The organism is Bacillus sp. FSL W8-0183 (assembly GCF_038006825.1).
GTDB lineage: Bacteria > Bacillota > Bacilli > Bacillales > Bacillaceae > Bacillus > Bacillus altitudinis.
The window spans coordinates 1042117-1068255 of the sequence record NZ_JBBOVY010000001.1 but is presented as its reverse complement, the minus strand read 5'-3'; the positions used below and the strand labels follow the sequence as shown (position 1 = coordinate 1068255).

The 26139-nt window shown below is 39.4% G+C and carries 27 protein-coding genes; 16 read left to right on the top strand and 11 right to left on the bottom strand.

Annotation, left to right across the window (positions count from 1 at the left end):
* The first annotated feature begins 139 nt into the window (after positions 1-139).
* From NSQ64_RS05545 to NSQ64_RS05525, 5 genes are all read left to right on the top strand, one after another.
* On the top strand, positions 140-349 hold the full coding sequence (locus NSQ64_RS05545; protein ID WP_008348933.1) for a YheE family protein: 210 nt from the start codon (positions 140-142) through the stop codon (positions 347-349).
* Positions 350-369: 20 nt separating this feature from the next.
* On the top strand, positions 370-1245 hold the full coding sequence (locus NSQ64_RS05540) for a helix-turn-helix domain-containing protein (RefSeq protein WP_268381631.1): 876 nt from the start codon (positions 370-372) through the stop codon (positions 1243-1245).
* 139 nt (positions 1246-1384) lie between these two features.
* Positions 1385-2491 (top strand): ABC transporter ATP-binding protein, encoded by a 1107-nt coding sequence (locus NSQ64_RS05535; RefSeq protein WP_268381630.1) that lies wholly within the window; start codon positions 1385-1387, stop codon positions 2489-2491.
* Positions 2492-2717: 226 nt separating this feature from the next.
* Positions 2718-2921, top strand: a complete 204-nt coding sequence (locus tag NSQ64_RS05530) for an alpha/beta-type small acid-soluble spore protein (protein ID WP_008348940.1) — start codon at positions 2718-2720, stop codon at positions 2919-2921.
* Positions 2922-3205: 284 nt separating this feature from the next.
* Positions 3206-3823 carry an NAD(P)-dependent oxidoreductase gene (locus NSQ64_RS05525; RefSeq protein ID WP_008348943.1) on the top strand — a complete coding sequence of 206 codons (618 nt, stop codon included), beginning with the start codon at positions 3206-3208 and terminating at the stop codon, positions 3821-3823.
* A gap of 125 nt (positions 3824-3948) precedes the next feature.
* Here the strand turns inward: NSQ64_RS05525 and NSQ64_RS05520 are convergent, their stop codons facing one another.
* Both NSQ64_RS05520 and NSQ64_RS05515 read right to left on the bottom strand, forming a co-directional pair.
* Positions 3949-5964, bottom strand: coding sequence for an ABC transporter ATP-binding protein (locus tag NSQ64_RS05520; RefSeq protein ID WP_047946617.1), 2016 nt, complete (start codon positions 5962-5964; stop codon positions 3949-3951).
* Positions 5961-7718, bottom strand: a complete 1758-nt coding sequence (locus NSQ64_RS05515) for an ABC transporter ATP-binding protein (protein WP_024719974.1) — start codon at positions 7716-7718, stop codon at positions 5961-5963. Before NSQ64_RS05515 ends, NSQ64_RS05520 begins: the two co-directional genes overlap by 4 nt.
* A gap of 559 nt (positions 7719-8277) precedes the next feature.
* Here NSQ64_RS05515 and NSQ64_RS05510 point away from each other — a divergent pair.
* On the top strand, positions 8278-8784 hold the full coding sequence (locus NSQ64_RS05510; protein ID WP_017360333.1) for a universal stress protein: 507 nt from the start codon (positions 8278-8280) through the stop codon (positions 8782-8784).
* Positions 8785-8832: 48 nt separating this feature from the next.
* Here the strand turns inward: NSQ64_RS05510 and dat are convergent, their stop codons facing one another.
* Complete coding sequence (gene dat / locus NSQ64_RS05505; RefSeq protein WP_212360696.1) at positions 8833-9687, bottom strand: D-amino-acid transaminase; 855 nt, start codon at positions 9685-9687, stop codon at positions 8833-8835.
* 295 nt (positions 9688-9982) lie between these two features.
* On the opposite strand from dat, the gene NSQ64_RS05500 reads away from it, so the two are divergent.
* Positions 9983-10837: a polysaccharide deacetylase family protein gene (locus tag NSQ64_RS05500; protein WP_024719972.1), complete on the top strand. Its 855-nt coding sequence runs from the start codon at positions 9983-9985 to the stop codon at positions 10835-10837.
* Positions 10838-10875: 38 nt separating this feature from the next.
* On the opposite strand, the gene NSQ64_RS05495 is transcribed toward NSQ64_RS05500, so the two are convergent.
* From NSQ64_RS05495 to NSQ64_RS05485, 3 genes are all read right to left on the bottom strand, one after another.
* Positions 10876-11607 carry an NAD-dependent protein deacylase gene (locus NSQ64_RS05495; RefSeq protein WP_373368002.1) on the bottom strand — a complete coding sequence of 244 codons (732 nt, stop codon included), beginning with the start codon at positions 11605-11607 and terminating at the stop codon, positions 10876-10878.
* Positions 11608-11636: 29 nt separating this feature from the next.
* The gene (locus tag NSQ64_RS05490) at positions 11637-12725 is read right to left on the bottom strand and encodes a mechanosensitive ion channel family protein (protein WP_017360337.1); all 1089 of its coding nucleotides are present in this window, start codon (positions 12723-12725) and stop codon (positions 11637-11639) included.
* A 164-nt stretch (positions 12726-12889) separates the two neighbouring features.
* Complete coding sequence (locus NSQ64_RS05485) at positions 12890-12991, bottom strand: YhdX family protein (protein ID WP_017360338.1); 102 nt, start codon at positions 12989-12991, stop codon at positions 12890-12892.
* A gap of 306 nt (positions 12992-13297) precedes the next feature.
* Between NSQ64_RS05485 and NSQ64_RS05480 the strand changes: the two genes are divergently transcribed.
* The 3 genes from NSQ64_RS05480 to NSQ64_RS05470 are packed head-to-tail and all read left to right on the top strand — an operon-like array spanning position 13298 to position 14781.
* Positions 13298-14014, top strand: a complete 717-nt coding sequence (locus tag NSQ64_RS05480) for a glycerophosphodiester phosphodiesterase (protein WP_135009101.1) — start codon at positions 13298-13300, stop codon at positions 14012-14014.
* Complete coding sequence (crcB, locus tag NSQ64_RS05475) at positions 14014-14415, top strand: fluoride efflux transporter CrcB (RefSeq protein WP_045034844.1); 402 nt, start codon at positions 14014-14016, stop codon at positions 14413-14415. The genes NSQ64_RS05480 and crcB overlap by 1 nt, the downstream gene beginning before the upstream one ends.
* Positions 14416-14781: a CrcB family protein gene (locus NSQ64_RS05470; RefSeq protein WP_007497111.1), complete on the top strand. Its 366-nt coding sequence runs from the start codon at positions 14416-14418 to the stop codon at positions 14779-14781. It begins immediately after the preceding gene.
* Here the strand turns inward: NSQ64_RS05470 and NSQ64_RS05465 are convergent.
* Both NSQ64_RS05465 and NSQ64_RS05460 read right to left on the bottom strand, forming a co-directional pair.
* Positions 14778-15170 (bottom strand): transcriptional regulator, encoded by a 393-nt coding sequence (locus tag NSQ64_RS05465; RefSeq protein WP_341015466.1) that lies wholly within the window; start codon positions 15168-15170, stop codon positions 14778-14780. The genes NSQ64_RS05470 and NSQ64_RS05465 overlap by 4 nt on opposite strands.
* An 89-nt stretch (positions 15171-15259) precedes the next feature.
* A complete protein-coding gene (locus NSQ64_RS05460) occupies positions 15260-16642 on the bottom strand; it encodes a hemolysin family protein (RefSeq protein WP_025207018.1) in 1383 nt (460 codons plus the stop codon).
* A gap of 335 nt (positions 16643-16977) precedes the next feature.
* On the opposite strand from NSQ64_RS05460, the gene NSQ64_RS05455 reads away from it, so the two are divergent.
* Positions 16978-17418 (top strand): MerR family transcriptional regulator, encoded by a 441-nt coding sequence (locus NSQ64_RS05455; protein ID WP_008348973.1) that lies wholly within the window; start codon positions 16978-16980, stop codon positions 17416-17418.
* Positions 17419-17476: 58 nt separating this feature from the next.
* A complete protein-coding gene (locus tag NSQ64_RS05450) occupies positions 17477-18808 on the top strand; it encodes a hemolysin family protein (protein ID WP_341015463.1) in 1332 nt (443 codons plus the stop codon).
* Between the two features lie 40 nt (positions 18809-18848).
* Here NSQ64_RS05450 and NSQ64_RS05445 read toward each other — a convergent pair whose 3' ends face one another.
* The gene (locus tag NSQ64_RS05445; protein ID WP_045034841.1) at positions 18849-19451 is read right to left on the bottom strand and encodes a lysophospholipid acyltransferase family protein; all 603 of its coding nucleotides are present in this window, start codon (positions 19449-19451) and stop codon (positions 18849-18851) included.
* Between the two features lie 386 nt (positions 19452-19837).
* Here NSQ64_RS05445 and NSQ64_RS05440 point away from each other — a divergent pair, with 386 nt between their 5' ends.
* Genes NSQ64_RS05440 through NSQ64_RS05430 form a run of 3 tightly spaced genes read left to right on the top strand, consistent with a single transcriptional unit; the run spans position 19838 to position 21658 of the window.
* Positions 19838-20329, top strand: a complete 492-nt coding sequence (locus tag NSQ64_RS05440) for a sigma-70 family RNA polymerase sigma factor (RefSeq protein WP_008348979.1) — start codon at positions 19838-19840, stop codon at positions 20327-20329.
* Positions 20322-21380 carry an anti-sigma factor gene (locus tag NSQ64_RS05435; RefSeq protein ID WP_341015460.1) on the top strand — a complete coding sequence of 353 codons (1059 nt, stop codon included), beginning with the start codon at positions 20322-20324 and terminating at the stop codon, positions 21378-21380. Before NSQ64_RS05440 ends, NSQ64_RS05435 begins: the two co-directional genes overlap by 8 nt.
* Positions 21368-21658: a hypothetical protein gene (locus NSQ64_RS05430; protein WP_008348984.1), complete on the top strand. Its 291-nt coding sequence runs from the start codon at positions 21368-21370 to the stop codon at positions 21656-21658. The genes NSQ64_RS05435 and NSQ64_RS05430 overlap by 13 nt, the downstream gene beginning before the upstream one ends.
* A gap of 44 nt (positions 21659-21702) precedes the next feature.
* Here NSQ64_RS05430 and NSQ64_RS05425 read toward each other — a convergent pair whose 3' ends face one another.
* Positions 21703-23103: an amino acid permease gene (locus NSQ64_RS05425; RefSeq protein ID WP_024719963.1), complete on the bottom strand. Its 1401-nt coding sequence runs from the start codon at positions 23101-23103 to the stop codon at positions 21703-21705.
* Between the two features lie 456 nt (positions 23104-23559).
* Positions 23560-24390, bottom strand: coding sequence for a C40 family peptidase (locus tag NSQ64_RS05420; protein ID WP_007497097.1), 831 nt, complete (start codon positions 24388-24390; stop codon positions 23560-23562).
* Positions 24391-24744: 354 nt separating this feature from the next.
* On the opposite strand from NSQ64_RS05420, the gene NSQ64_RS05415 reads away from it, so the two are divergent.
* Positions 24745-26109 (top strand): alkaline phosphatase, encoded by a 1365-nt coding sequence (locus tag NSQ64_RS05415; protein ID WP_096881187.1) that lies wholly within the window; start codon positions 24745-24747, stop codon positions 26107-26109.
* Positions 26110-26139 lie beyond the last annotated feature (30 nt).

The window sequence follows — 26139 nt, the reverse complement described above, 5'->3', positions numbered from 1 at the left end:
CTTTTCATGTCTCTGAAATCTGTGCTTTCCCTATGCTCTTTTCATCAGATGAGATACAATAAAACCAAGTTCAAGGTTGTTTCCGTATTGTCGTGTGTATTTATTGTTTCATCAATAAAAGCAAGGAGGCAATGATGATATGATTTCTCATTTTCAATGGAAACCTCTCTTTAAAAAAGCGCAATTACCTGGCTGGAAAATATCCTTTTTTCATAATGGTTCACACTATGAAGGCATTTATCACAAAACGGGTGATATTGAATGGGGCTCTCAGCTTCCGCCTCATGAAGTTGAACCAACCTTAAAAGAAGAAATCCACGAATTAATGCTATTCCATGTGTATGATTAAACTGTTTAAGGAGCCTCGCCATGTTAGAAAAACTAAAACTTGTTTACGGACACCATATCATCAGTTCACCAACAAATGATAAACAAATTCTCTGGTATCAAACAGACGAAGGCGAAATTTTTGGAGTAAACAAAACGGAGCTAACAGAAAGGGAAACGCTTCTTCTCAATTCATTCCTCACACCAATTGATGTACCTCATACGCAGGAAACGGAAGAAGAACAGAAATGGTACAGCTATCTCTTTGAAAACAAATCAATCACCATTGATCACTCCGTCCGTGTTCATTTTTTTAAAATGGATCACCAAGCAGAACAAAGGCAGCAAATAAAAGAGGCTGTGAACAGCAGCCTCGAACATATTCATTTCATATGGACAGGCACTGAAACAGCTATGCTCATTCAAACAAACGCTACATCAGAAAATGGTCAACTTGAACAGCTACATGATTTGTCTCAAGCCATCACAAGTGATTTTTTAACAGACGTTGTCTTCATGCAAGGACAGCTGCATTTGCCAAATGGAAATTTAAAAATGAGATTATTAAATGAACATCAGCTCTTCTTATGGCATCTGAAGCAAGGAAAACTTAGGTCAGGGGTTGCAACATTTTATCAATGTTTACCTGCTTTCATTCGCCATGATACAGACATGGTTTCTGCCGCTATATCAGATGCATTTATAGAAACAATCTTTGATCGGGACGTTTACAGAACTCTCACGACCTATATGCAGTGTAATTTAAATGCATCGCAGGCAGCAAAAGCGTTATATGTTCATCGAAACAGCCTTCAGTATCGGATTGATAAATTTATTGAACGGACAGGACTAGATATACGGCATTTTCAAGAAGCGTCAGCTGCTTATTTCATGATGAATCTTCTCGATTTTTCTTAAATGATCCTATCATGAGCACCTTGCCTAAAAATGAAAATAAGATGTTGTGCACGTTGTCCATTTACAGACACCCTTCCTTTTTATACACTTCATTTATAAGTAAAGCGCTTTCAAAAAAAGGACTGGGAGGCTACCAGCTATGGCTGAAATGATGCTGAATCAAATTTATAAAGTGTACGATAACAAAGTAACAGCAGTAGATAACTTTAATCTACATATTGAGGATAAAGAATTTATTGTGTTTGTTGGTCCATCTGGATGCGGAAAATCAACAACTCTCCGCATGATTGCAGGCCTTGAAGAAATTTCACAAGGAGATTTTCTATTAGACGGCAAGCGAATGAATGATGTGGCACCAAAAGATCGGGATATTGCGATGGTTTTCCAAAACTATGCCTTATACCCTCATATGAATGTGTACGATAATATGGCTTTTGGATTAAAGCTTCGAAAATTTCCTAAAGCAGAAATTGATGAGCGGGTACGAAACGCTGCAAAAATATTAGGGCTTGAACAATACTTAGATCGAAAACCTAAGGCATTGTCTGGAGGTCAAAGACAGCGTGTTGCACTTGGAAGGGCCATTGTACGCGATGCAAAAGTCTTTCTTTTGGATGAACCTCTCTCTAATTTAGATGCTAAACTTCGAGTTCAGATGCGTGCCGAAATTTCTAAACTTCATCAGCGGCTGCAGACGACATTCATCTATGTCACACACGATCAAACAGAAGCCATGACAATGGCTACTCGGCTTGTTGTCATGAAAGATGGCTTTATTCAGCAGGTTGGCGCACCAAAGGATGTGTATGAAAACCCAGAGAATGTCTTTGTAGGAGGATTTATTGGCTCTCCAGCGATGAACTTTTTTACAGGAAAACTGTCTGACGGAGCCATTGCCATTGGGAATACGCACATTCGTGTACCAGAAGGAAAAATGAAAGTATTACGCAGTCAGGGCTATATCGGAAAAGATGTGATTCTAGGCATCAGACCAGAAGATTTCCATGATGAGCCTGTGTTTATAGAGGCTTCTGAAGGAACAAAAATTGAAGCAAACGTAGAAGTGGCTGAATTAATGGGAGCCGAAACGATGCTTTATTCTTCTCTCGCTAGTCAAACGTTTATTGCACGTGTTGATTCTCGCACAGATATTCAGGCAGGTCAGACGATCCCTCTTGCCATTGATATGAATAAAGCGCACTTCTTTGATACAGAGACTGAGCTGCGCATCCGCTCAGCTGAATAAGAAGACGTTCCACAAACCATCACCATTGGGTGGTGGTTTTTTGTATATGAAAACAACATTTACCATGTTCTTTTTCCGTATGTTTTTTTCGTAGCGAACCATAATATTTAGTACAAAGCAGTTACCGCATTGGGTTTCGCCAAGTGGCAAATGACTTGGTCATTTCGCTGGTGCGACTCCAGCAAACCCAACCAAAAAAATCATATATAAAAAGGAGATTCACATCATGGCAAATTCTAATAGTTCAAATCAATTACTAGTTCCTGGAGCAGCGCAAGCAATCGATCAAATGAAATACGAAATCGCTTCTGAGTTTGGTGTAAACCTTGGAGCAGAAACAACAGCTCGTGCTAACGGTTCAGTTGGTGGAGAAATCACGAAACGTCTAGTATCTTACGCTCAGCAAAACCTTGGCGGAACAAAAGCTTAATTTCATATCTGGATCATAGAAGGCACCTCTTATGGTGTCTTCTTTTTTTGGTTTTATCCCTCACCGATTCCTTTTGAATTCATATGATGTATTAGAAAGGAGCGGATCTTCATGGACATTATTTCAGGTGTGAATTTTGAACTTCTACAATTTGTCGGTCTCTCTCTATTATGTGAATATGCTCATAGTATTCGGTCCTTTCATCTTTATAAAAAAAGCATGACATAAAACTGTACCATTTTAAGTTCTTTTCACTTATAGTATGTAGTGGAGGGATCGATCAGATGAAAATAGCTCTTTTCGGTGCTCATGGACGTGTAGGACAAGCATTTCTTCGTTTCGTAAAAGAAGATGATCGTTACATGGTTCGCTCGTTAATTCGGACAAACCGGGAAGAAATGCTTGCGGGTATGTTTCAAGTCACCGGCAATTCCAGAAATCAAGAGGATGTGCTTGAAACAATTAAAGGATCAGATATTGTCGTGAGCTGTCTATCAACAGATGGTGATGATACTTTATCTGTTTCAATGGAGCATATCGTACAAGCCATGAAGCAAACAGGAACATCAAGAATTATAACGATTGGCACTGCGGGGATTTTGAAAGCAAGGCAGCAGCCTGAGCTTTACCGCTTTGAAACAAATGAATCAAGGCGAACCACTTCCCGAGCTGCTAAAGAACATGCCAAAGCATTTGAAATTCTTCAATCAACTGAACTAGATTGGACAATCATTTGCCCAACCTATTTACCAGATGGAGAAGTGACACGGTCATATCGCTATGAAAAGAATTTTCTCCCTATAGATGGACAGAAAATCTCAGTTGAAGATACCGCACACTTTTTGTATCAGCAGTTAAACTCAAAAGAATTTGTGCATCAACGTGTCGGTATCGCTTATTGACCATTTAGTTCGTGTAAATGATATACAACCAGTAAAAGTCGAGATCATATCATGAAGCCTCGACTTTTTTCATTGCCATGAAAAAGCCTCTTTCAAATTGAAAGAGGCTTTTGCTGCTCATCCTATCAGCTGCTCGTCACAGCTCCCTTTTGTAATTCGTACATTTGCGCATATAGTCCGCCTTGCTCCATGAGCTCTTCGTGGCTGCCGCGCTCGACAATCTCACCCTTTTCTAACACCAAAATCATGTCAGCTTTCTTAATAGTAGATAATCGGTGTGCAATGACAAAAGTGGTTCGTCCTTCTTTGACGACATCCAGTGCCCGCTGAATGATGGCTTCTGTTTCTGTATCAATGTTAGCCGTCGCTTCATCTAAAATTAAGATCGCTGGATCGTATGCCAGTGCACGGGCAAATGAAATCAATTGACGCTCCCCAGAGGAAAGAGTACTCCCCTTTTCAACAACTGGTTCATCAAAACCTTCAGGCAAATGCTTTAATAGTTCTGCTGCGCCCACTTGCTTTAACGATGTTTCAATCGTTTCTCTTTTAATGTCTTCATTTCCTAAACTGACATTGGACGCAATCGTTCCAGAGAACAAATAAGGATCTTGTAGTACAATGCCCATTTGTTTACGCAGCGTTTGGCGCGACTGATCATAGATGCTTTCTCCATCAATGAGGATGTCCCCATGCTGAATATCATAAAAACGTAGTAGCAAATTCATGATCGAACTTTTCCCAGAACCGGTATGTCCAACGAGTGCCACCGTCTGACCTTTTTTCGCCTCAAAGGTGATGTTCTTTAATACATTTTTCCCTTCATTATACGCAAAGGTAACATCCTGAAATTGGACGTGTCCCTCTAGTTTCTTCTGAATTGGTTCTTCTACTTCAGTACCTGGCTCATCTAATAATCGAAAAACCCGTTCAGATGAAACCCTGGCTAATTCTAATCTAGAAAATTGATTCACAATGCCTGTAATCGGCTGGAACAAACGATTTAAATAATCGACAAATGCATAGAGCACCCCAATCGACACAATGCCCGTCGCACTTAAGGACGCGCCGCCAAAATACCAAATGAGTGCGACATATGCTAAGTTCCGAAGCAGATTCACCAAGTTATGTGAAAGCAGTGAATTTAAATGAAGCATCTTTCGCTGATATCGAAAGTGATTGTTATTCAGCTCATCAAATTCTTCTTTCGTTGCTTGTTCATGTCGAAATGCTTGAATAATCGTCATTCCTTGAATGGCTTCATTTAGCTTGGCATTAATTTCACTGATGATGGATCGAATGCGATGATTGTAAACTGACGCAAACTTTCGATAAGTCATCGACCATAGAAAAATAATCGGAACAGCCACTAAACAAATAAGCGCCAGCTTCACATTTAATAAGAACATGGCGATATAAATTCCAACCATGTAAATGGCACTTGTGACGAAATTAGCGAGTACTGTTACATATAAATCACGAATGGTTTCTGTGTCATTCGTAATCCGCGCGACAACCTTTCCAGCCGGTAAATTATCAAAATACCGAATCGGAAGCGTTTGAATATGTTCAAATACGTCCACTCGCATTTTTTGAATAATGCGATTTGCAATACGCTGGAGTAAATAGTGTTGCCCATATTGAAAGAAAATCGCAATGACGAGCATCCCAAAATAAAATAGAACAAGCTGTACCAAACCACTGATTTCCGGCTGATAAAAAGCAAAGATTTCCTCTTTGGATAAACGCTGTACCTGATACGTCTCACGTTCGCTCCCATTTTCAATGGTGAGCTGATCCCCTTCTATTGTCCTGCTCCCGTCAAATCGAATCGGTTCATTCACAAAATAGTACCCAAATCCGACTTGCACGACATTGATTTGCTTTCCAGCTTCATTTTGATTCTGTAGCCGGTCACTTCTTATATAGTTATTTCCCTGGTAATAAACCGTTTTATCTGTTTTTTCATTTACCTCAACATATGGTTTTTCTACACCTAAAATATGATCATCAATCATTTTTTTCCCAATGAAAGGTCCTGTCAACTCAGCACCAACTGCAATGATCAGAAAGATCAAAGCAACAGACAATACTTTTTTATACAGGAGTGCATAGGCAAGAAGTCTTCTCCCTGTTGTCATGCCTCATCCCCTCCTTCCAGCTGATTTGTCAGCTGCTGACGCAGAAATTGCTCTTTATACCATCCATCTTGCTGAATAAGCGCTTGATGGGTTCCCTTTTGAACAATACGTCCTTCTTCCATGACAAGAATGAGATCCGCATGCTCTACAGCTGATAGACGGTGGGTTGTAATAAATGTCGTTTTTCCATGACGATTTTGTCTTAAATTCTCTAAAATAGCCGTTTCTGTTTTTGCATCAACTGCAGATAAAGAGTCATCCAAAATCAAAATGTCTGGATCAATTAATAAAGCACGTGCAATGGAAATCCGCTGCTTCTGTCCTCCTGACAGCGCCACTCCCTTTTCTCCAACCATGGTTTCCAAGCCTTCTGGTAAAAGGCGTAAATCCTTTTCAAAGTAAGCATCTTTAATCGCTTGTGCTAATTCAGCTTCTCTCGCGTCTCTATGACCGAAACGCATATTCTCTTCTACACTTTTTGAGAAAAGGACATGATCTTGCGGAACATAGCCAATCCATTGGAACAGTTGATCCAATTCAATGTCCTCAATTGGTACACCTGAAAGCAAGATCTTCCCATCACCTGTCGGATACTGACGAAGAAGCTGTTTGACAATCGTTGTTTTTCCACTTCCCGTTTTTCCTGTAATACCAATCGTTTGCCCTTTTCGTACAGTAAAGGAGACATCCGTTAGATTATCTTTAGAGGAAGTTGGATACCTAAATGTCACATGTTCAAATTGAATATCGCCAGGCTCTTGTAATCTTTTTGGCTTGGCTGCGTCAGTTACATCCGGTTGATAACTGAGTGTATGATTCAACCGGTCTAATGAGGCATTTCCTCTTTGCATGATATTAATCAATTCACCAATGGCAAACATTGGCCAGATCATCATTCCCAGATAGACGTTAAATGCGACAAGCTCACCAATGGTTAAATCACTTTGGAACACAAGATATGCGCCGTAACCGATACCGATTAAATAACTGATCCCCACAAGCAATTTCACCGTCGGCTCAAACAATGAATCAATGATCGCTACTCTCATATTTTTTTGAAAGACATCGTCTGTCATTTCTCGAAAGCGATTCACATCTTGTTTTTCCTGCACAAAAGACCGAATCACCCGAACGCCGGCAACTGATTCTAATACACGATCATTCATATCACCAAATGCATCTTGAGCAACTGTAAAGCGTTCATGAATTTTACTGCCATAAAACGCTATCAAAATCGCCATCAGCGGCATCGGAATAATGGCCATTAAAGTTAATTTCCAGCTGATCGTCAGCCCCATTGTAAAAAAGATCATCAGCATGTAAGCAGTGGAATCGACTAATGTTAAAACGCCAAAGCCTGTTGTTAAAGCCACAGCATTCAAATCATTTGTACCTAGCGCCATTAGATTTCCGGTTTTTTTCTTTTCATAAAAGGTGGGTGTCATCTTCAGTAAGTGGCGCATTAATTTTCCGCGCATCACACGCTCCATGACATTCGCGCCGCCAAATAACTGATACATCCAAAAGTAGGTGAGCGCATAGACACTGACACCAAGTAAGCAAAAAATGGTTACGTAAAATAAGATACTGGATGTTGTAAATTGACCAGACCGAATGTCATCAACTGCTTGACCTAGATACCTTGGTGGCAGCATTTCAAGCACATTCACAATGAGTAGCAGCGTAATGGCGATTGTATAGCGCCTCCACTCTTGTTTAAAGAACCAGCCTAATTTCACAAATACTGAAAACATGTTTGTCTCTCCTTTTAAAGCTAGCCGCTTTCTATATTTTCCTGATTGTCACCTTGTTTCGTTTTTTGAACTTTTGTCATTTGTCTTGCCTTTGGCATGTTCACATGCTTTCACTCCTCTTCATTTAGTTGTTGATGCATTCCATTATTTCGAGATACGAAATGTATACAACAAGAAAAGAGGCAACCAGCTAACTGGTACGCCTCTTTTATACATGATAAAAAGGCGCATGTTGACAAATACGCAACATACGCCTTGATTCATCCGATCAATTGGAACATACGAGTCCCTTTTCAATGACCAATGAAGGTGTAATTGTCACGTGAATCAACCCATTCATGCAGTTTGATTTCATTCTTCCAATGATGTTGCACATGACATTTCCTCCTTTTGGCTCTTGAATCTTTTTTTATCTTATAGTGGCTGTCACCATTTTGTCAATAAATATTTTTCAATAAATGAAATTTTCTAACAAAAACACAATCGTTTTCATGTGTATCTTTTTCTCATAACGGGTATACCATGAACGTATAGACTCCTTTTGAAAGGAATGAGGACATTGTTTCAAGCTGATCGGATGGTCGTTGCGTTTGATGGACATGAAGACAGTAAGAAAGCATTAAAGAAGGCAATCGCTTTAGCCAAAACGTTGAATGCCAAGCTGACCGTTGCTTACGCTCATGATGGGAAATCCAGCAGACAGGTGTTTGATGCACCTCGACCAATGACTGGCGGCGCTTATATCGGAGGCGGCATGGCTGACCTTCAAACACCCCCTGTGTATGTACCTCATGATGAACAGCAAAGTCCCTTGATTTTTGAAGATCATACAGAAGAGGTCGTTGCAGAAGCAAGAATGCTGTTAAATGAAGAGCAGTTTGAAGCTGCGATTGAAATTGTTGAAGGGGAGCCTGCAGAAGCGATTATCGAATACGCTGAAAAGATTTCAGCAGACCTCATCGTCATGGGAGCACGTGACCAAAGCAGATTGAAAAAAATGCTCTTTGGCAGTGTGAGTGAAAAGTTATCGTCCAAATCAGATATACCTGTACTGATCGTGAAATAAATATAAATCACAAAAGGCTGTAAACATTGGTTTACAGCCTTTTTCTTTTTACGAAGAAATAGATGCTTCGCTTTCATGCTTAATTTTTTTCTGGAACCCTTCCTGTACACGCTTCGTGATCTCTCCTGGAACACCTTCCCCAACTGGCTGACCATCTATCTCTACAATTGGAATCACTTCAGCTGTCGTTGAACTGATGAAAATTTCCTGTGCATGCAAAAGTTCGTCTTTACTCATGCGGGTTTCTTCCACACGACATCCTTCTTCCTGACAAACCTCTAGCAGCTTTCTACGTGTAATGCCGTTTAAAATCAGGTGATTTGCTGGGTGTGTACGAATGACACCGTCAATGACGGCATATACATTCGAGGACGTCCCCTCTGTCACAAAGCCGTCTCTTATTAAAATCGCTTCAAACGCACCAGCTTCAGACGCTTTCTGCTTTTCCATGACGTTATATAAAAGGTTTAAGCTTTTAATATCACACCTTAACCAGCGAAGATCTTCAGACAATAGAGCTTTCACACCAGCTGTCTGCTCTTGAATAGGCTTTTTCACTTGAAATGTATATGCCGTAATCTGAGGGGTTAGTGCACCATATTGATGTTTACGAGGTGCGACGCCTCGCGTGACTTGAATATACACGCCGCCATCAATCACTTGATTATCTGCGACTAGCTTCTTCAAATTCTCTTCCATATCGGATACTGTACCTTGTAGATGAATGCCGATTTCCTTTGCACTCTTGAATAGACGCTCAGTATGCTCTTTTAATGTAAACAAAGTCCCATTATATACGCGGATGACCTCATAGACTCCGTCGCCAAATTGATAGCCTCTGTCTTCAATATCAACATGTGCATCTTTTTTTTCAATAAAATCCCCATTGTACAATACTTTCATATGGAATCTCCCCTTCGCTTTGCTTAATGGTTGAATCTGATGCTATCTTAGCGGATAAATGTAAACGTTTCAATGATTATTCAGAATTATTTCATATCCATTTGACTGGATAACCTTCTATTGTAACAAATATAGATTCATAACCAAAAAGATTCCAATTTTTTAGCATCTTCTATATTCATAGGCTCTTTTTTCCTGTATACTTACTCCATATGAGCACGACAAAAAACAGCGAAAAAAGACAGAATCCACTACATGATTCGACACAAACTACTGATTTATTGGAGCGATTGTAATGCAACGGGTTACGAAAAAACAGACACCTTCAAACACGATGCTGCTCTCAAAGGCGATTGGTCTAGTCATCCTGACATTGATCCTTTTTTTCATTTGGGATATGTCTAAAACCAATATGCAGGCAGCAGATCAACCGAATGAAGTGTCTGCGAGCAGTCCATTTCGAGACACAAGTACAAGTCTGAAAGCAAAAGATGATTCGCCAAAAACATTAGATGCACATTTTAAGATCAATCCAAACAAACATGTAACGGATCAAACGATCTTTTTGACCTTTGATGATGGCCCTTCTGCTACATCAAATCAGCTGTTAGATGTGCTAAAGTCACAGCAAGTGAAGGCCACATTTTTTATGCTCGGGCCGCAAATCAAAGAACACCCAGCAGCTGTGAAAAGACTTCATCAAGAAGGTCATCAATTAGGACTTCATGGCATCACGCATGATGTGAAACGCTTTTATCAAAAAAGTGATTCTCCTGTAAATGAGATGAAAGAAGATCAGCGCATATTGGCTTCTGTTACTGGTGAATATACACATCTTGTGAGAACACCTTATGGCAGTTCTCCAAACTTAACAGACCAGCAAAAAACACGTTTAAAACAAAAAGGCTTTGTATACTGGGACTGGACCATTGACAGTCTTGACTGGAAATATAAAAGCTCAAAATATGTACCAGAAGTATTAAATCAGCTGCAAGTGCTTGAAACCAAGTACCCGAAAGAGCCAAAAATCATCTTAATGCATGATCAGCCAGCTACCGCAAAATACTTAAACAGTCTGATCACACAATTAAAGGCGAAGGGCTACACGTTTGAAGTCCTTGATGAAACAATGAAGCCACTACAACAATAAAGCAAACCCGCACCTATTAGATGCGGGTTTTTTATAATTTATAAAGCATTCACAAGCTCGCCAATTCGTTCGTGAAAGACAAGATCAAACAGCGGATCGAATTCCGTTTCACTTAAATTCATCATGACCTTAAAGATGGAAGGATGATGAGCAGCATCTTCTGGAATATATCGGGCTGGTGCCACTTCTAAGGACGTTCCCATGACGAGTAGCATGTCCGTTTGCAGGAGCGATTTCTCCACTTGATCAAAGTGCTTCACCATGTCCCCAAAAAGGACAACATCTGTTTTAAGTACTCGTCCACATGTACGGCCGTCTGATGAAATCCGCTCACAAACCGGTACCTCTTCTTGTAATAAATAAGGCAGTTCGTATGTTGACCCGCATGATGGACATGTAGCTGTTTGAATGGAACCATGCAGTTCATACACATGCTGGCTTCCCGCTTTTTTATGCAGACCATCGATATTTTGCGTGAAAATATCCACACGTTTTCCTTGCTTTTCTAAATTGGCTAAAAAAGCATGTCCAGCGTTTGGCTCGTACTCTCCACTCATCTTCATTTGAAACAATTCTTTGAATTTCGGCCAAAATTGATGCGGATGTGATAAAAAGTAGGACCGGCTCATTGCCTCCATGCGAGAAGTATCTTCTGTCCATAGTCCACCCGTTGATCTAAAATCGGGAATTCCCGATTCTGTGCTCATCCCAGCACCTGAAAGGACTGTAATATGTGAGGCCTTTGATAATCTCTCTCTTAGCGCTGCCACTTTTGTTTGATCCAACCACCATTCCTCCTTTATTCACCGAGCTGTTTCTCACCTTTTTGTTTCATATAAATGGTCTGTCCAGGAAAAGCAAATTCTACCCCTTCTTCATGGAAGATATCAATAATGCGATAGTTAATATCCTGCTTAATATCCAGGTTTTCAGACCAAGCCGTTGTGTTTGTATAAAAGTTAAAGAATAAGTTTAAATAGCTGTCTGCCAGCACATCGAAATTCACCATAATCGTTTCCTTATGAACCCCATCATGCTCATAAAGCATTTGCTTCAGACGTTTGATGCACTTATCAATGTTTTCTTTCGGTGTATTGTAAGATACGCGAACGGAGAACGTAATTTGACGTTTATTCATTCTCGTCCAATTTGTGATCGGCTCCTTTGAAAGGGTCGAATTTGGCACGGTCACCACCGCTTCAGCAGGTGTTCTAAATTTTGTGCTTCGGAAGGTAATGTCCTCTACAGTCCCAAGTACACTTGGAGTCTCTACAAAATCGCCCATTGTAAAAGGCTTCTCTGTAATAATCACAATTCCTCCAAAAAAGTTCGCCACTGTATCCTGCGCAGCGAGTGCAAAAGCAAGACCACCTAGGCCAAGCCCTGCCACAAGTCCGTTCACATCATAATTAAATTCTTGTGCAATGACGCTAATACTCAGTGCAATAATAATAAACCGAAGAACCTTTGATAAAAATGGGGCTAAAATATCATCCATCTCTAATTCAAATTTTGAATTCACTTTTTGAAATAAGAAGGAAGAAGCTGCGGTTAGATTACAAAGTCCCCACGTCAGCATCAAAATAATAGAAGATCTATACAATTTGACAATGACATCCATATGGTGCTCAAAGTATGGGGCTTGTCTTAACGCAAAATATAAACCTAGTGCCACAAAAAACAGTCTCGCAGGTTTTTCAAACGCCACGACAATTTGGTTAATGACTTCGGTTTTAGACCGGTTTGTCAGCTTAAAGAGCAGGTGAAACAAGTATTTCGTAAATACTTTTCGAAGTAATAAAAAAAGCAATAAAATACAAAGGCTAATGCCTATTTGGATCGCAATATCGACTGTAAAATATGTATCCATCCATTTTTGTGTAAACATCTCTGTCTCTCTCCTTTAAAACAATCCTCTCTAGTTTATAATATAACCTTCGTTTATGTCCTCTCTTAAATGTCTGACCTCTATATAAAAAGCCTCGGGACCTATCCCGAGGCATGATGTTCAATTATGAAATTTTGGCTTGAGACATATCGACGGGCAGCAAACTACTTTTTCTTCTGAGCCTGATCAAGGAGAGTCGCTTTAAACATTTCAGCATCCGTTTCGGCCTTAATACGTTCTTCCACTCTAATTCTCCCTTTACCCAATCATCTCGCCTCCTTTTCATCATTATAAAACATCAGAATTTTCAGTCAACATGACGAAAGCACTAATATTTTGACGAACGCTGACGATTTGGACAAAATTGATCGAAGAAAAATTGATGTAATTCAGGTTTACTCAATCAAAGCTTGCTCTATTCCTGTAAATTTTTCAAAATGATACATCAAGCTTTTTCGGTACATGAGGTTCCATGATAATACGGCGCTCTTCTTCTCCATATAGTAAAGAAGGAAAACCACCAAAGCATTTGATATGATAAGACCAGAACTTATGTCAGGGAGCTGGAGCAAGTGTATATTATCGCACATAGAGGGTCATCAAGCGCAGCCCCAGAAAATACAATCGCTGCGTTTGATGTAGCTGTCGAGCAAGGAGCAGATTATATTGAATTAGACGTACAAATGACAATGGATCAGCACGTCGTCGTCATCCATGATGATACCGTTGATCGAACGACGAACGGAAACGGATTAGTCAAAAGCTATACACTTGATCAGTTGAAAAAACTGGACGCAGGAAGCTGGTTTGACCAACAGTATACGAATGAACGAATTCCAACATTACAAGAAATTCTTGAAAGATACAGTCAGCGGATTGGAATATTGATCGAGATCAAACACCCAAAACGGCAGATAGGAATCGAAAAGGCCGTTGTCGACATCATCAATCGGTTTGCCTATTCTCGTCATATCATGATTCAATCTTTTGATGTTCATGCACTACAAAGAATCAAAGCATTCGCCCCTTCTCTTCGCACAGCTTTGATTATAAAGCCTGATGCATTTAAACTAACAAAGCGAAAGTTAACGACATACAGCTCGTTTGCAAATTGTCTTAATATGAAGAAAACGATGATCAATAGATGGTGGATAGACCGCATCCACACATTCGGGATGGATGTGTTTATATGGACTGTAAAAGATCAAAAAACAGCGGATCGAATCAAAAAATATCCAATTGATGGTGTGGTAACGGATAACCCGCTATTTTTTCAAAAGGAGAAATGATGCACATGAAAACTTATTTCGCCGTTTTTATCGGTGGATTGATTGGTACACTTTGCAGATATGAACTAAGCCAAACTGTCATCAGCCAGACATTCCCCTATGCAACGATGATTGAAAACATTTCCGGCAGCCTGCTTCTTGGTTTTGCGACAGGATACTTTCTATTTCAGAAAGGAAAAAAATATCTTGCAGCTTTGATTGGAACAGGGTTTTGCGGCGGGTTTACGACCATGTCCACCTTTTCTAAAGAGACAGTTCTTCTGTTACAGGCAGGGCAGTTCAATTTAAGTATGATGTACATCCTGCTCTCAGTCATTGCTGGAGTAGCCGCTGCTTTAGCTGGCCTGATCCTTGCTGAACGGCTCTTTCATCAAAATAAGCAGCAGAAAGGAAGCAGATAAATGATTGTTTTTTGTACAGCTGTAGCTGGAGGGATCGGTAGTGCATGTCGTTTCTTCATCAGCCAAACAATCCAGAAAACTCCATCCCATGCCCTTTTCCCGTACAGTATTATTTTCATTAATTTATTAGGTGCAGCCGGTTTGGGTTTTCTCACAGGAGCTGTAACGTCCAATCATCCACTGCTAGTGATCATAGGAACCGGTTTTTTTGGCGGCTTTACCACATTCTCTACGTTTAGTGTAGAATCTGCGACGATGCTGATGCAGCGTCAAATAGGAAAGCTTGCTGCCTATTTACTTGTGACAATTATCGGCTCTTTATGCCTTTTTGCGGCGTTTTATCAAATAGGACAACTTCTGTTTTAAATATCTGTGATGGCAGCTAGGCTGATGAGCAGTTGATCCATCAGCTGGCGCTTCATTAAAAATAGTGTCTTCTCACTATAGCCGATTTCGATTGCACATTTTGCCATGCGCCAATCTCGAAAATACTTATAATCAATGAGCTGCTGCTCTATTTCATCCAATTCTTTTAAAGCCGTTTCAATACAAGCAACAATCAGTTCATACTGACTTTTCTGCTCTTCTAATTTTTGACGTGCTATATGATGATGTTGGAGAGAACTTCGTTTTTCAAGCTGTCTTTCAATATTTAAAATGGCTGCTTGATAGTTCTTGAAATTTTTTAAATGAAACTCAATACGTTTCATTGAGGTTTTTTTCTCCGTGATACTTGCTGTTTCATACCAGAGCATGTCCATCCCCCTTTTACGAACGTTTGTTCTTATTATATACGAACATACATTCTCAAAAAAGAGGCTAAATACCTAAAAAAACCTTGAGCTTATTTTTCGCTCAAGGTCATTTCATTTACTAACAGCGGCTCTTTTATATCAAGCCCTGTGCGTGTATTTTCTTTTTCTGATGATGTGACGCCTTTTTTCAGATCGATCTTTTTCACATAGCGTCCATCCATCTCCAAGACCTTCATCCGAATATCATCAAGGTAAATGGATTGTCCTTCTCGGATATCAATGTTCTCATTTAAGATTAGCCCGCCTATCGTATCAATTTCTTCATCATGATATGACATTTCGATCAAATCTTGAACTTCCTCTAATCTCACTTTTCCATCTAATATATAATGATGCTCCGCTCTCTTTTGAATGACCGGCTGCTCATCTTCATCGAATTCATCTCGAATGTCTCCAACAATCTCTTCTAAAATATCCTCCGTTGTAACAAGTCCAGATGTCCCGCCATATTCATCCGTTAAAATCGCCATATGCATTCGATCGCGCTGCATCTTGACGAGAAGCTCTTGAATTGGAATCGTGTCAATCACTTCAATCACTGGATAAATATAATCTTGAAGCTTCAGTTGATCTTTTTCTCCTAGATACACAATATCTGCAAAGAGCTGCTTTTTGTTGAGCATGCCAATGACATGGTCTTTATCCCCTGAAAACACGGGGAAGCGTGTGTACTTTTCCTTTGTCATGATCGCCAGTATTTCGTCTAACGGCATATCTTCTGGAATCGCACAAATTTCTCTTCGCGGTATCATAATTTCTCTTGCGATTCGATTATCAAAATCGAATATCTTGTTCATATAATTATACTCTGATGAGTTGATTTCCCCATTTTTTAAGCTTTCAGATAATAAAATCTTTAATTCCTCTTCGGAATGGGAATGTTCTTTTTCAGACCCCATATCGATACCCATCATTTTCGTTAGTACACGGGCTGACCCGTTCAACACATAAATGAAAGGGTACATAAGGATATAAAATGCATGCAGCGGTCCTGACAGCCAAAGCGTCATTTTTTCTGCCTTTTGTATGGCAAGTGTTTTTGGTGCAAGCTCGCCAACAACTACATGCAAAAAGGTAATAATAGAGAACGCAAGTGTTGCTGAGATCAGGCTGATTGCTGAATCAGGAATGTTTGTCAAACCAAAACCTCGAACTAAAAGTTCTTTTACTGCCGGTTTACCGATCCACCCTAAACCAAGGGATGTCACTGTAATACCGAGCTGGCAGGCTGACAAATATTCATCTAGCCTTGATGTCACCTTTTTCGCCATGATAGCCTTTTTGGACCCTTCGGCAACAAGCTGATTAATTCTTGAACTTCTCACCTTTACAATGGCAAATTCAGATGCAACAAAGAAAGCTGTTAAAGCAATCAAAACTCCGACTATACTCAGATTAACAATATCGTCCATTTAACCTTGCTCTTTCTTAGAAGAACAAGGAGTCACCTCCTGATTGATGATGTTGTCTTTTGCAAAACGGTTAACTGATTAAATAAGACTACTTTGAGGGCCCCACTTAACCACCTCCGGTTCACGTAAAATCCGTCTCTCTACATATATATGAAACGGTATTCATTTTATCTTACCATAAATAATCTGAAAATTCCTGTATCGCTACAGTATTTTAGAGATGACAACCTAAATTGATGGAAATGCCCTTTGTTTCTTCATATTGGCAGGAAATCTGAACAATTATCTTGTATTTCAGACTCGAATTATATTAAACTATTTTCATAAACTATAACGTGACGGTTAGGAGGAGATGTTCAGATGGGGCTGAGAAAAAGTATCGTATTGGTGAACTAGCACAGATTGCACAGGTGACGAAACGAACTGTAGATTATTATACGAATCTAGGGTTGCTTGCGCCTGTTAGATCTTGCTCTAATTATCGTTATTACGATGAACATGCTTTAAAACGATTACAATTAATCGTTCTTTGCAAACAGCAGAGATTGGCTCTTTCTGACATCAAATCCAGATTAGATGAACAATTCCCTTCTCAAAAGGAAGATCCTGATGAACTTGTCCATTTAACCTCTGATATCGATCGGATGAATGAGCATATGGACCGCATTTTGGCACGTTGTAAGCAGCTTCAGCCAGAACAACGTGAAAAATTAAAAGAACAGCTTACACCTGAGAAGATGACGGCTGTCCAATCATTTTTACTGCTGTTAAGTTAAAATTTTTACTAAACAGGAGGTGTTACCTTCGTTCTCAAAGTCAGAACGAAGGCCTTAATTGGACATAGTTAATTTACTTATAGTTGCTTTGCTTATAGCTTTAACCGCATTTTTCGTTGCATCAGAGTTTGCGATCATTCGCTTAAGAAGCTCAAGAATTGATCAGTTAATCGCAGAAGGTAATAAAACAGCAGTTGCTGTCAAGCATGTCACGACTCACCTTGATGAGTATCTGTCGGCCTGTCAGCTCGGTATTACCATTACCGCCCTTGGGATTGGTTGGTTAGGGGAAGAAACAATTGCGCACATGCTTGCTCCACTATTTGTAGAGCTGTCCATTCCTCAATCAGCTAGTTCTATTGTCACTTTTATTATTGCGTTTAGTATTATGACGTTTTTACACGTCGTGGTTGGAGAGCTTGCACCAAAAACACTCGCCATTCAAAAGGCTGAGCAAGTGTCCCTTCTATTTGCTAGACCGCTTATGATATTTTATAAAGTGATGTTTCCGTTCATTTGGGTGTTAAATGGATCTGCTCGTTTATTAACGAAAGCATTTGGTCTTCAGCAAGTTTCTGAGCATGACATGGCGCACTCTGAAGAAGAATTGCGGATTATTTTATCAGAGAGCTATAAAAGCGGCGAGATTAACCAGTCTGAATTCAAATATGTGAATAAAATTTTTGAATTTGATGACCGTCTGGCGAAAGAAATTATGATTCCTCGTACCGAAGTTGTCAGCTTCCCTCACGATATTACCATTGAGGAAATGCTGAAAGTGACCAAGGTCGAGAAATATACACGTTATCCAATTGAAGATGGCGATAAAGACAACATCATAGGTGTTGTGAATATTAAAGAAGTACTCACTGCATGTATTAGTGGTGAATGTTCCACACGTGATACGATCGAACATTTTGTAAACCCGATTATTCATGTAATTGAAACAGTTCCTGTTCATGATCTACTGCTTAAAATGCAGCGTGAGCGTGTACACATGGCCATTTTATCAGATGAATATGGCGGTACAGCAGGACTTGTAACAGTTGAAGACATCCTTGAAGAAATTGTCGGTGAGATTCGTGATGAATTCGATATTGATGAAATCAACGAAGTGCGTAAATTGGGAGAAGACCACTACATCTTTGATGGAAAGGTCCTTGTGGATCAAGTTAACCTGCTACTAGGTATTCAGCTTGATAACGAAGAAGTCGACACAATCGGCGGCTGGTTCCTTACACAAAAATATGAAGTCGAGAAAAATGACGCGATTCGTGAACAAGGCTATGAATTTATCATTAATGAAGTCGATGGACACCATGTGGCATACATCGAAGTCAAAAAACTAAACGAACAACTATTAGAAGCAGCTGAAGAAGGCGCTTCTTAAGAAAAAAAACGACCCTTGCCTTAGCAAGTGGTCGTTTTCTTTATCCCTTTTCGATTAACTTAGCTTCAAGTTCTTTGATTCTTGTGTTTAATACTTCTGTCATCGCACCTAATCTTTCTTTTGGCGGCAGATGATCAAATTCAGACTGCTCAATCGGTTCACCAATGATTAAGCGCATTTTCCCCTTCTTAAAAAGGCTTTTTGCATTAGAAGGTCCTTTGTACGCTGCTGGTACGATTGGTGATTTGCCGAGCTGCGCAATCGTAACGGCCCCTCTTTTTAAAGGAACATCTTCTGTTGTACGTGTTCCGCTTGGAAAAATCCCAACGATTTTCCCCTCTTTTAATAATTTAATGGGCGTTTTAATACTGCTTGGCCCAGGATTCTCTCGATCAACTGGAAAAGCATGAATCTTCTTTAAAAATCCGCCGATCCATTTATTTGCAAACAATTCTTTTTTCGCCATGTAGTGGATCTCAAACGGAAGAATTCCTGCGCCTAATGCAAGAACATCCACAAAACCCTCATGCGTACAAGCAATGACAAACCCCCGGTCTGTTGGCAGATTCTCTTTTTGATATACTTTGATTCCGCCTCGGAGAGCAAAAAATGCTTTGACGGTATAGCCTGAAAATTTATACATAGTGCACTTCCTTTGTTTGAAGAATGAAGGATTTGTTTCTATTATAACAAATTTTTTATTACCTGGTACTAAAAATTTTCTCCTGCTGATAAAATAGAGACGGTTCACTAAAATCATCTTTTCACTTAAGATGACCGCTCCTTCTGTATTCAAGCATGTGTTTTTAGGAGAGAATAGAGGAAGAAATGTGTCCAAAATTGTCGTTTTTTGAGTTTTTTTCCTGATTTGTTCTATTGAAAACACTTTATAAATGATGCAAATTTCGCTATGATAAGGAGAAATGATTTTGATTCGGCGAAAGAGATGAGTAATGTACGGCCTATGAGAAGTTTCGTGCAACTTTATGCCTTTCTTATGCGTGTATAACATAGAGGGGAGAAAAATCAGTGACGATCGATGAAATTTATCAAATGTATATGAACGATGTTTACAGGTTTCTGCTCTCCATGACAAAAGACAAACATTTGGCAGAGGACTTATTGCAGGAAACCTTTATGCGTGCTTATATACATATTCATTCCTACGACCATAGCAAAGTGAAACCTTGGTTATTTCAGGTGGCACGAAATGCTTTTATTGATTATGTCAGGAAACATAAAAAAGAAGTGACCATATCGGATGATCTCATTGGCGGCCTTTTACAAACGTCTGTACAAAGTCCTGCTGAACAGATTGAAATAAAAGAAGTTCTCAACATGTATTTGGAGCAGCTTCCAGATAACTACAAGGAAGCGTTGACATTGTATTATTTAAAAGAACTGAATTACAAAGAAGCATCCAAGGTCATGAATATTACTGAAGCAAATTTTAAAAGTGTTTTATTTCGTGCAAGGCAGCGCCTAAAAGCACTATATAACAGAGGTGTTAATGATGAATGAAGAGTTTAATAAGCGATGGGAACAATATAATAATGGCGAGATGAATGAAGAAGAAATGATGGCGTTTGAAGAAGAGCTCGAAGAAAATGAAAAACGCTTAAGCCAAGAACTGAATGACTCAGATTGGACAGACTTCTCCATCAGTCCTGAAAAACAAAAAGCCATTTTACAATACGGAAAAAGAAAGTCCTATTTACGTATTTCTGTGCTTGCTGTCATATCTACACTGATTATTTTACCGCTTTGTACACTAGGTAGTTATCTATACTACGGCGTTGGCGGAGCAGACAGTAAAGGCAATCATTTTATGGAAACGGCCGCTGTAACAGTCGCCCTAACAAAACCGAATGTCGCCATTGATATGAAGGATTTAAAAGGGCAAGTCAAACTGTTTGGTATGAACACAGAACTTAAGCTACAAAAACAAATTGGCAATAAAACAGAAGCCATCGGCAGTGAACAAATCGAAATGTTTTTCGATAAATTAAAACAGCCTACGATCTCTTATTATGGGGACAGCGCACGTAATACGGAGGATTTCTTTACGCACCCTTCGTCTCAGGCAGATACATCTAAAAAACAAACACTCACTACTCTAGACAAGCTACCTGAAGGAACAGTGAGTGAAGTGTATGTATCCTATGACAAAGCATACACACCGAAAGACGTGTATTCATTTGCTAAAAAATATGATATGAAAGTGCTTTGGAATGCGATAAAAACAGAAGATTCATTAAGTGGAAATCAGCGTCCAATCGGTTTTCCTGGGAAAGACTCTGAATTTTTAAAAGAGCTTCAGCACACATCAAAAACAGAGGTTGATCAGTTCAAAGATGCCCTCGCCTATGTCAACCAGCATCCATCCTGGGCAAAAACGATCTCTGGCAGACCTGAACTTGACCTCTCTAAACGAATACGCTACATCAATCAAAATGGTGTCACGGTTTACGGTTCTGTTGTCACAGGTCCTTCTAAAGAAATAGAGAAATTTGTGAAGACAAAACGTATTAAAACGGCCAAAGTGAGCGAGGTGGAATTATGGAATTGGTAAGAATTTTTAAAGAGCATAATGTGTTTGGCTGGATTTCGGTCGGCACCGCTATTTTATCGCTGCTCATGCTGAACCTCGCCATTATTAGCAATGTGACATTTTATTCGTTTCAAATGCTTCCTTTTGCAATGGCCGCAGTTCCATTCGGTGTAATTGAACTGTTCATTAAAAAAGGCCGCACTGGACCAGGTTTCCTAGGCGTCGTTCTGAATATTTTTGTCATCGTTTGTGTCTATGCGATCGTCTCGATTGATGTCGATCTTCAATTAGGTTTTTAATACTAAAAAGCCAGTCATACTTGACTGGCTTTTTCTGTACACTCTTATTTTTTGTTTAATTCGGAGTGCTTTCTTGAATATAAGAAATAGACAACAAGCCCAATGGCAAGCCAGATTAAGAAACGAACAAATGTGATGGTGCCAAGCTTATAAATGAGCAGTCCGCAAGATAGAATAGCCAAGATTGGAATGAGCGGCACTGCGGGGCATCTGAATGCTCTCGGTAAATCAGGCTGTGTTTTTCTCATGACAATGACAGCAACTGAAATCAAAATGAAAGCTGAAAGTGTTCCGATGTTCACTAGACTTGCCAACTCATCAAGCGGAATGAATCCACCCATTAATGCTGACAATGTCCCAAAGAAAAGAGTATTGATATAAGGTGTTTTATGTTTTGGATGAACCTTTGAAAGAACCTTTGGTACCAAGCCATCACGAGACATGGCAAACATGACACGTGTTTGGCCGTACAGCATGACAAGCATGACCGTGGTCATCCCTAAAATCGCCCCAACATCTACAATACCCGCCACCCAATTTTGACCGGCTACTTGTAAAACAAGAGACACTGGATGGGATACTCCCTCAAAGTTCATAAATGGAACAATGCCTGTCATGATGGCACTGACTACCACATACAACATGGTACAAATCAATAAGGAAGTGATGATTCCTCTTGGCAAGTTGCGGGATGGATTTTTTGTTTCCTCTGCCGCAGAAGCAACTGCATCAAATCCGATAAATGCAAAGAATACGAGAGCTGCTGCACTTAACACGCCTGAAGTTCCAAAAGGAACGAATGGTGTCCAGTTTTCAGGTTTTACATATTTCACAGCGACTAAAATAAAGAGCAGAATCACCGCAATTTTCATAATGACCATGATGTTGTTGACTCGTTTTGATTCTTTAATACCGAAGTACAGCAAGAAGGTGATGATCATTAAAATAATAAATGCAGGAAGATTAAAATATGTCACTTGACCCTTTAAACCACCTGGTGCTGCTGTTAATTCAACCGGTATATGAATCCCTATCCCATTTAAAAACGACACAAAGTAGCCTGACCAGCCTGCTGAAACGGCACTAGCGGCTAGCATATATTCTAATATCAAATCCCAGCCAATGATAAACGCTAAAAATTCTCCCATAGATGCGTACGTAAATGTATAAACAGATCCTGATACTGGCACTGTGGAAGCGAATTCCGCATATGACAATGCCGCAAATAAACATGCAAGACCTGCAATCACAAATGATAAAACAAGTCCTGGTCCTGCTGTGACGGCGCCTGTACCTGTCAGAACAAATATCCCTGTACCGATAATCGCTCCAATACCAAGCATCGTTAAGTCAAATGAACCTAATTCCTTTCTTAACGCTTTTTCCCCTTGTGTTGCCGCAATTAGCTCTGAAATGCTCTTCTTTCTAAACAACGAATTGCTCATACCATCACTCCCAAAACTTAGTATCCGTCTAAAGACGCCACCACTTCGTAATTAACTTTATTTTCTGAATATTTAGATTTAATTTAGCGCAATAAATTGGTGGCGTAAAATTATTATATATGAAAATTAAAAAATGAAAACACTTTTTTTCAAAATAGAGTGAAAATTCTTATTTATCAACAAAATACTTGTCAATATTCATGGTAGATTTTCTTCAATCTTTATTCAAATCATAGCTTGGCCTCTTCTATTTATTATACAACATACAAAATTATACTTTTTTGGTATAATTTTTATAAAGTGAAAATAAAATTATTCTTTTGATAACTTGTCTTCACTTTTGCTTATTTAAAAGCCTTTAGACTCATAGAGAGCTATGATAAAGGACTGTTTTAGCTGCGCAAACGATATACAAAAAAAGAGACTGCCTAGTAAGCAGTCTCTTAAGATCCATTATTAATTTACAAATGTCTTTGCGCCAAGGTAAATTGGCTTCCAATAGCTTGAAGTCATATCGCTGATCGTCACACCATCAGAAGCAGCGTGGATAAACTTGTTGTTCCCAAGGTAGACACCCATGTGAGATGGGCCAGATTTATAGGTTGTAAAGAAGACAAAATCTCCAACTTTAGGTGTTGAGACGCTTTTCATTGATCCCCAAAAACCTTCAGTCGTTTGTCTTGAAATCTTTGTTTGTTTGTTAATGATATACCACATAAAACCGCTGCAATCAAAGCCTTTCGGTGTCGTTCCACCCCATTTATATGGTGTACCGTTTTGTGCTTTCGCATCTGCTACGAGTTTAGACGTATTTAAAGAAGAAGTAGCAACTGTTTTTTCTTTGACAGGTGTTGGTTTCACTTTGGACGTCTTTTTCACTTTCAGCTTTTGTCCAATTTTAATCAGATCTGTTTTGAGTTTATTTAACGATTTCAGCTCTTTCACTGTCATTCCATATTTTTTGCCGATTTTAGATAAAGTATCTCCTTTGACAACTTTATGAGTGGCTGTCGTTGAAGACGCTTTTACTTTTGTTGTTGTTTTTGATGTTTTCGTTACCTTTTTTGAAGAAGTACCATTTACTTTTAAGGTTTGTCCAACATAAATCGTGTTAGATTTCAGTTTATTGTCTGATTTAATCTTACTCACGGTTGTTTTGTATTTTTTCGCTAGAACAGAAAGAGAGTCACCTTTTTGAACCTTTACTGATTGTGCTGAGGCAGCTCCGGCAAATAATGTCGTCCCAAGTAGAACTGCACTTGCAGCTGTGATCAATTGTTTTTTCATTTGTTCCTCCTGTATGTATCTATCGTGATCCGAATTTTTATCTACTTTCTATTATAAGGATCGAATACCAGAAGAAATAGTCTTGACTTCCTACGACATTATGCTTATTAATTCGGCAAAAAATATTTTTTTTTAGGGTTCTTTTTATTTCATTTTTATTACACAATCATGACAAAACAAATGCATCTTGTCATAGATAAATCATACATTCATTTCTCTTTTTGGTTCATTCTATGTAAAGTGGACCTTTACAATTTTAAAGTGAACTTTACGGTGCTGTCATTTGGAATCCACACTTCTGTTCTACCATTGTAAACGTGAGAGCGATACATAAACAATGAGGAGGCAAAATGAATGAGTGTGTTGAAAAGCTCGAAAACGAAAATAGCTGCAATCGCAGCCGCATCAGTGTTATCGATTGGTATTTTTTCAGGAATTGAATTTGGACAGGCTGACAAAGCTGAGGCTAAAAAGAAACCAAAAAATGACGTACAAAATGTGATCGTGCTCATTGGAGATGGCATGGGAACACCTTACCTTTCAACTTACCGCTCATTTAAACACAACGGTGATCTTTCCAAGCAAACAGCGTTTGACCCTTACCTCACTGGCATGCATAAAACATACCCTGATGATTCTAAAAGTAACATTACTGATTCAGCAGCAGCTGGGACAGCCATGGCAACTGGTCAAAAGACATACAACAACGCCATTGGTGTAAACAAAAATGGCAAAAAACTAAAAACAGTATTAGAAGAAGCAAAACGCAAAGGAAAGTCTACTGGTCTCGTCGTCACATCTGAATTAACCAATGCGACACCTGCTGCGTATGCCGCCCACGATGTTTCTAGAAAAAACACAGCAGCCATTGCTGATGATTTCTTCGATGAGAAAATTGGCAAACAGCATACAGTCGATGTCATGCTTGGCGGAGGACTGATCGATTTTGTCCGCAAAGATCGTGATTTGACGAAAGAATTTCAAAAAGCAGGCTATCGTTACGTAACCAATAAAGCTGAATTACAAAAAAACAAACAGCAAAAATTGTTAGGTATTTTTGCTGACGGTGGTCTCGATAAAGCAATTGATCGTGATAAAACGACCCCTTCCTTGCAAGACATGACATCCTCAGCCATCAAACAGCTGTCTAAAAACAAAAAAGGATTTTTCCTCATGGTTGAAGGCAGTCAAATTGACTGGGCTGGACATGACCACGATATTGTCAGTGCGATGAGTGAGATGAAAGATTTTGAAAAAGCATTTGAAGAAGCCATTCGTTTCGCAAAAAAGGATAAAAATACGTTAGTCATCACGACAGCAGATCATTCAACTGGCGGCCTTTCCTTCGGGGCAGACGGCTCGGGCAGCTGGGATTATCAGCCTGTCAAAGCAGCAAAAAAGACACCTGATTTCATTGCAAACAAAATTGTTGGGGGTATGACGGTCGAGACTGCGCTCAAACAATACATCGACCTTGATTTCACAAAAGAGGAAATCGCCTCTATTCAAAAGGCAGCTGAAACAAAAGATCCTGTTCAAATTGATGATGCCATCGAAAAGGTCATCAATACGAGGTCTCATACAGGCTGGACCACATCGGGTCATACAGGGGATGAAGTACCATTTTATGCTTATGGGCCAACAAGCGAACAGCTAAAAGGGCTCATGGAAAATACAGATCAAGCGAAACACATTTTCAAACTGCTGAAAAACCAATAAAGTGCTAATCACAAAAAAAGATGTCTAGTC